Source organism: Streptomyces kebangsaanensis (assembly GCF_001906585.1).
Taxonomy (GTDB): domain Bacteria; phylum Actinomycetota; class Actinomycetes; order Streptomycetales; family Streptomycetaceae; genus Streptomyces; species Streptomyces kebangsaanensis.
Window position 1 is genome coordinate 70,744 of the sequence record NZ_JUJA01000162.1, and the last position, 6,313, is coordinate 77,056.

The following is a 6,313-nucleotide window of genomic DNA, read 5'->3' on the forward strand; positions in this document are numbered from 1 at the left end:
GCCCGCCGTCCCCGCCCCGGCCGGCCGCCGCCCAGGCGCCCGCGCCGCACGTCCCCCGGCCGGGTGCGGCACAGGACCCGGCCTCGGCCCGGCATCCGAACCGCACCCGGCATCCGAACCGCACCCGGCGCCCGATCCGCACCCGGCACCCGGTCCGCACCCGGCACCCGGCCTCGGCCCGGCACCCGATCCGCACCCGGATTCCGGTCCGGGCTCCGGCTCCGGTCCGGACCCGGCTTCCGGTTCGCGTACGACAAGGAGGCTGCCCATGTCCGCCGAACCTTCCGTCTCCCCCTCCCGCACCGGTGTCTGGCTGATCGGCGCGCGAGGCTCCGTCGCCACCACCGTCATCACCGGATGCGCCGCCGTCACCGCCGGGCTGCACCCGCCCACGGGCATGCTGACCGAGACCCCCCTGTTCGCCGACGCGGACCTGCCCGCCCTGTCCTCCCTCGTCTTCGGCGGCCACGACACCACGGACTGCCCGCTGCCCAAGCGCGCCGAGGTACTGGCGGCCGGGGGCGTGCTCCCGCACGGCGTCGCGAGTGCCGTGGCGGCCGAACTCGCCGCGGCCGACCGGGAGATCAGGCCGGGCGGCCCGGTACCGGGCGACACCAGGAACGAGGAGGAGCTGATCGGCGCCTTCGCCGACGACATCCAGGACTTCGTCCGGCGGAACGGGGCGGCGCGGGCGGTGGTGGTGAACGTGGCCTCCACGGAGCCCGCGCCTTCGGCAGGGTCCCTCCCGCCGAGCTCGCTGTACGCGGCGGCCGCCCTGCGCGCGGGCTGCCCGTACGTCAACTTCACCCCGTCGGCGGGTCTGCACCATCCCGCGCTCGCCCCGGCGGCGGCCACGAGCGGACTGCCGTACGCCGGCCGCGACGGCAAGACCGGACAGACGCTGCTGCGCTCGGTCCTGGGCCCGATGTTCGCCCAGCGGGCACTGGCCGTACGGGCCTGGTCGGGCACGAACCTGCTGGGCGGCGGCGACGGCGCGGCCCTGACCGACCCCGGCGCGGCCGCCGCGAAGAACTCCGGCAAGGAACGCGTCCTGACCGACACCCTCGGCATCGTGCCCGAGGGCGAGGTCCACATCGACGACGTCCCCGCGCTCGGCGACTGGAAGACCGCCTGGGACCACATCGCCTTCGACGGCTTCCTCGGCACCCGCATGGTCCTGCAGACCATCTGGCAGGGCTGCGACTCGGCCCTCGCCGCACCCCTGGTCCTGGACCTGGCCCGCCTGACCGCCCGCGCCCACGAGGCGGGCCTGTCCGGCCCGCTGTCCGAGCTGGGCTTCTACTTCAAGGACCCGGTGGGCGAGGGCCCGTCGGGACTGACGGAGCAGTACGGGGAACTGGTACGGCTGGCGGAGCGACTGCGGTCACGCGACGGACGGCCGGGGGAGGACCGGTGACGCGGAGCGGCGGCCGTATCCGCCTCGCAGACAGGGTGACGGAGCCCACCATGGGCGCGACGCACGGCAGTCCGGCGCGGAGCGGAGCGACCGGACCCACCATGACGGGGACGCCGGAGAACACGGCGGACGCCGGGCGGACCGGGTCGGCCACCCTGCGGGCCTGGGCCGAACTGCTGCGCCTGCCCGCCCTCTTCACCGTCCCCGGCGACGCGCTGGCCGGCGCCGCCGCGGTCGCCGGACGCGTCGACTCCCGCACCCTGCTGGCCGTCGGCTCCTCCCTGTGCCTGTACGAGGCGGGCATGGCGCTCAACGACTGGGCCGACCGCGCCGAGGACGCCAGGGAACGCCCCCACCGGCCCCTGCCCTCCGGCCGCGTCCGCCCCGCCGCGGCCCTCACGGCGGCCTGCGCGTTCACGGCGGCGGGCCTGGGCCTGGCGTCCCGTGCCGGCCGGCCCGCGCTGGCGGTCGCCGCGCCTCTCGCGGCCACCGTATGGGCGTACGACCTGGCCCTGAAGCACACCCCGGCGGGCCCGGTCGCCATGGCGGCGGCCCGCGGCCTCGACCTGCTGCTCGGTGCCGCGGCGACCAGTGGCCGCCCCCGCGCGGCCCTCCCGTCGGCCGCCCTGCTGAGCGCCCACACCCTCGCCGTCACGGCCGTCTCCCGCCGCGAGACCACCGGCGGCTCCGCCGCGGCACCCCTGGCCGCCCTGGCCACGACCGCCACCCTCACCGGCCTGCTCCCACGGGGGTGGGACACGCGACCGGGCAGGAGAACCCCCACCCCGGCCACCGCCCTCACCACCGCCCTCGCCACCGCCTACGCCCTCACCTCCGCCCGCCCCTGCCTCCACGCCGCCCTCAACCCCTCCCCACCCCTCGTCCAACGAGCCGTGGGCGGCGGCGTCCGCGCCATGATCCCGCTCCAGGCCGCGCTGTCCGCCCGCGCCGGCGCACCGGTGACCGCCCTGGTCACGGTGGCCCTGGCGCCGCTCGCCCGCCGGTTCGCGAGAAAGGTGAGCGTCACATGAGCAGCACCCGGGCCCTCCGCTTCGGCTACGGCACCAACGGCCTCGCCGACCTCCGCCTCGACGACGCCCTCGCCCTGCTCGCCGACCTCGGCTACGACGGCGTGGGACTGACCCTCGACCACATGCACCTCGACCCGCTCGCCCCCGACCTGGCCACCCGCACCCGCCACGTCGCGCACCGGCTGGACGCGCTCGGCCTGGAGGTCACCGTGGAGACGGGCGCCCGCTACGTGCTCGACCCGCGTCGCAAACACGGGCCCTCCCTCCTGGACCCCGACCCCGGGGACCGCGCCCGCCGCGCCGGCCTGCTGCTCCGGGCGGTACGCGTGGCCGCCGACCTCGGCGCCCACGCCGTGCACTGCTTCAGCGGCATCACCCCGCCCGGCACCGACCAGGACACGGCATGGAAGCGGCTGGCCGGGTCCCTGGCCCCCGTCCTGGACGCGGCCGGTGCCGCCGGCGTCCCCCTCGCCGTGGAACCCGAACCCGGCCACCTCCTCGCCACCCTCGCCGACTTCCACCACCTGCGCCGCCTCCTCGGCGACCCCGAACACCTCGGCCTGACCCTCGACATCGGCCACTGCCAGTGCCTCGAACCGCTCCCGCCCGCCGACTGCGTCCGCGCCGCCGCGCCCTGGCTCAGGCACGTCCAGGTCGAGGACATGCGCCGCGGCGTCCACGAACACCTGCCCTTCGGGGACGGCGAGATCGACTTCCCGCCCGTCCTCGAGGCCCTGGCCGACACCGGCTACCAGGGCCTGACCGTCGTGGAACTGCCCCGCCACTCCCACGCCGGCCCCCACTTCGCCGAACTCTCCCTGCCTTTCCTCCGCCAGGCGGCCACCACTGAAGGGAGCACCCGATGACCCACCCGCAGGAGCCCACGGGTACCTCCGCGGCCGGCCCCGCCCTCGCCCTCACCCCCGTGGACGAGCTGCACGCCCTGCTGACCGCCCGCCTCGACCCGGCCGCCCGCGCCTGGCTCGACCAGGCGCTCGACGAGGCCGCCGCGCATCCCGGCGGCCACGGCCCCATCTCCGCCTGGGAGTTGCGCCTGGCCGAGGCCGGCCGCCGCTGCGGTGCCGCCCACGCCGACGCCGCCCGCGTCCTCATCCTGCACGCGGCCCGCGCCGATCCGGACGCCCTCACCCGCGTCTACTGCCAGGGCACCGCCGACGAGCGCCGCGCCGTCCTGCACGCCCTGCCGCACCTCGTGCCCGGCCCGGACGCGGTGCCGCTCGTCGAGGACGCCCTGCGCACCAACGACACCCGGCTGCTCGCCGCCGCGGCCGGTCCGTACGCCGCCCGGCACCTGGCCCCCCACCCGTGGCGGCACGCCGTCCTGAAGTGCCTGTTCACCGGCGTCCCCGTCGGCAGTGTCGCGGACCTGGCCCGCCGCGCCCGCGGCGACGCCGAACTCGCCCGCATGCTCGGCGACTACGCGGCCGAACGCACCGCCGCCGGCCGCCCGGTGCCCGAGGACCTGCACCGCGTACTGGCCCTGACCGAGCCCGAGCCCGCCACCGCGCCCAAGACGGCGCCCGAGCCCGAGCCCGCGACCGCGCCGCACGGCCCGGTCGACCCCCACGGCAAGGAGTCCTGATGCGCATCTTCGACCCCCACATCCACATGACGTCCAGGACCACCGACGACTACGAGGCCATGCACGCCGCCGGCGTCCGGGCCGTCGTCGAACCCGCCTTCTGGCTCGGCCAGCCCCGCACCTCGCCCGCCTCCTTCCTCGACTACTTCGACTCCCTGATCGGCTGGGAACCCTTCCGCGCCGCCCAGTACGGCATCGCCCACCACTGCACCATCGCCCTGAACCCCAAGGAGGCCAACGACCCGCGCTGCCTGCCCGTCCTCGACGAACTGCCCCGCTACCTCGTCAAGGACCAGGTCGTCGCCGTCGGCGAGATCGGCTACGACTCGATGACCCCGGCCGAGGACAAGGCCGTGGCCGCCCAGCTGCAGCTCGCCGCCGACCACGGGCTGCCCGCCCTCGTCCACACCCCGCACCGCGACAAGCTCGCCGGCCTGCGCCGCACCCTCGACGTCGTGCGTGAGTCGGCGCTGCCCATGGACCACGTCGTGATCGACCACCTCAACGAGACCACCGTCAAGGAGGCCAAGGACAGCGGCTGCTGGCTCGGCTTCTCCGTCTACCCCGACACCAAGATGGACGAGGAGCGGATGGTCGCCATCCTGCGCGCCCACGGCCCCGAGAAGGTGCTGGTCAACTCCGCCGCCGACTGGGGCCGAAGCGACCCCCTCAAGACCCGCAAGGTCGGCGACCTGATGCTCGCCGAGGGCTTCACCGAGGACGACGTGGACCTCGTGCTGTGGCGCAACCCCGTCGCCTTCTACGGCCTCAGCGGCCGGCTGGACCTCGACGTCGCCGCGCCCGGCGCCACCCACGAGGGCAACAGCATCCTGCGCGGCGGGGAGTGAACGATGCGCTTCCGCCACCCCGACGGCTCCACCGTCCACCTCGCCTACTGCACCAACGTCCACCCCGCCGAAACCCTCGACGGCGTCCTCGCCCAGCTCCGCGACCACTGCGAGCCCGTCCGCCGCCGCCTCGGCCGGGACCGCCTGGGCATCGGTCTCTGGCTCGCCCGCGACGCCGCCCGCACCCTCGTCACCGACCCGTCCGCGCTGCGCGGCCTGCGCGCCGAACTCGACCGGCACGGCCTGGAGGTCGTCACCCTCAACGGCTTCCCCTACGAGGGCTTCGGCGCCGAAGAGGTCAAGTACCGCGTCTACAAGCCCGACTGGGCCGACCCCGAACGCCTCGACCACACCACCGCCCTCGCCCGCGTCCTCGCCGGCCTCCTCCCGGACGACGTCACCGAGGGCAGCATCTCCACCCTGCCCCTGGCCTGGCGCACCGCGTACGACGACGCACGCGCCGAGCAGGCCCGCACCGCCCTGCGCACCCTGGCCGAACGCCTCGACTCCCTGGAGGAGTTGACCGGCCGCTCCATCCGCGTCGGCCTGGAACCGGAACCCGGCTGCACCGTGGAGACCACGCACGACGCCATCGCCCCGCTGACCGCGATCGCCCACGACCGCATCGGCATCTGCGTCGACACCTGCCACCTCGCCACCTCCTTCGAGGACCCGGCGACCGCCCTCGACGCCCTCACCGCGGCCCGCGTCCCCGTCGTCAAGTCCCAGCTCTCCGCCGCCCTGCACGCCGAACACCCCCACCTGCCCGAGGTCCGCGAGGCCCTCGCCGCCTTCGACGAACCCCGCTTCCTGCACCAGACCCGCACGGTCACCGCCACCGGCCTGCACGGCACCGACGACCTCGGACAGGTGCTGGAGGGCGACGCACTCCCCGACGCCGCACCCTGGCGCGCCCACTTCCACGTCCCCCTGCACGCGGCCCCCGCCGCCCCCCTCACCTCCACCCTCCCGGTCCTGAAGGACACCCTGACCCGGCTGGTCGGCGGCCCCCACCCGCTCACCCGCCACCTCGAGGTCGAGACCTACACCTGGCAGGCCCTCCCGCCCGAACTGCGCCCCCGTGACCGCGCCCGGCTCGCCGACGGCATCGCCGCCGAACTCGCCCTCGCCCGCGACCTGCTGACCGACCTCGGCCTGAAGGAGCTGCCATGAGCCGACCCACGGGACCGACGCCCCTGCTCGTCCTGGACGTGGTCGGCCTCACCCCCCGGCTCCTCGACCACATGCCCCACCTCAAGTCCCTGGCCCAGTCGGGCTCCCACGCCCCCCTCGGCACCGTCCTGCCCGCCGTCACCTGCGCCGCCCAGTCCACCTTCCTGACCGGCACCATGCCCTCCGAGCACGGCATCGTCGGCAACGGCTGGTACTTCCGCGAACTCGGCGACGTCCTGCT

At 75.7% G+C, this 6,313-nt stretch carries 7 protein-coding genes; all 7 read left to right on the plus strand.

All coding sequences use genetic code 11. The features are described from left to right. Positions 1–268: 268 nt before the first annotated feature. Positions 269–1,417, plus strand: a complete 1,149-nt coding sequence (locus RH94_RS31595; protein ID WP_073951766.1) for an inositol-3-phosphate synthase — start codon at positions 269–271, stop codon at positions 1,415–1,417. A gap of 50 nt (positions 1,418–1,467) precedes the next feature. Then, positions 1,468–2,448, plus strand: a complete 981-nt coding sequence (locus tag RH94_RS31600; protein WP_073951767.1) for an SCO3242 family prenyltransferase — start codon at positions 1,468–1,470, stop codon at positions 2,446–2,448. Beyond that, entirely contained in the window at positions 2,445–3,314 is an 870-nt protein-coding gene (locus RH94_RS31605; protein ID WP_073951768.1) for a sugar phosphate isomerase/epimerase family protein, read from the plus strand. Before RH94_RS31600 ends, RH94_RS31605 begins: the two co-directional genes overlap by 4 nt. Next, entirely contained in the window at positions 3,311–4,051 is a 741-nt protein-coding gene (locus RH94_RS31610; protein WP_073951769.1) for an EboA domain-containing protein, read from the plus strand. The genes RH94_RS31605 and RH94_RS31610 overlap by 4 nt, the downstream gene beginning before the upstream one ends. After that, positions 4,051–4,899 (plus strand): TatD family hydrolase, encoded by an 849-nt coding sequence (locus RH94_RS31615; RefSeq protein WP_073951770.1) that lies wholly within the window; start codon positions 4,051–4,053, stop codon positions 4,897–4,899. The genes RH94_RS31610 and RH94_RS31615 overlap by 1 nt, the downstream gene beginning before the upstream one ends. A gap of 3 nt (positions 4,900–4,902) precedes the next feature. After that, positions 4,903–6,072, plus strand: coding sequence for a metabolite traffic protein EboE (gene eboE, locus RH94_RS31620; RefSeq protein WP_073951771.1), 1,170 nt, complete (start codon positions 4,903–4,905; stop codon positions 6,070–6,072). Next, the coding region (locus RH94_RS45105) for an alkaline phosphatase family protein (RefSeq protein WP_234426161.1) at positions 6,069–6,313 on the plus strand (245 nt) is incomplete at its 3' end. The genes eboE and RH94_RS45105, both read left to right, overlap by 4 nt.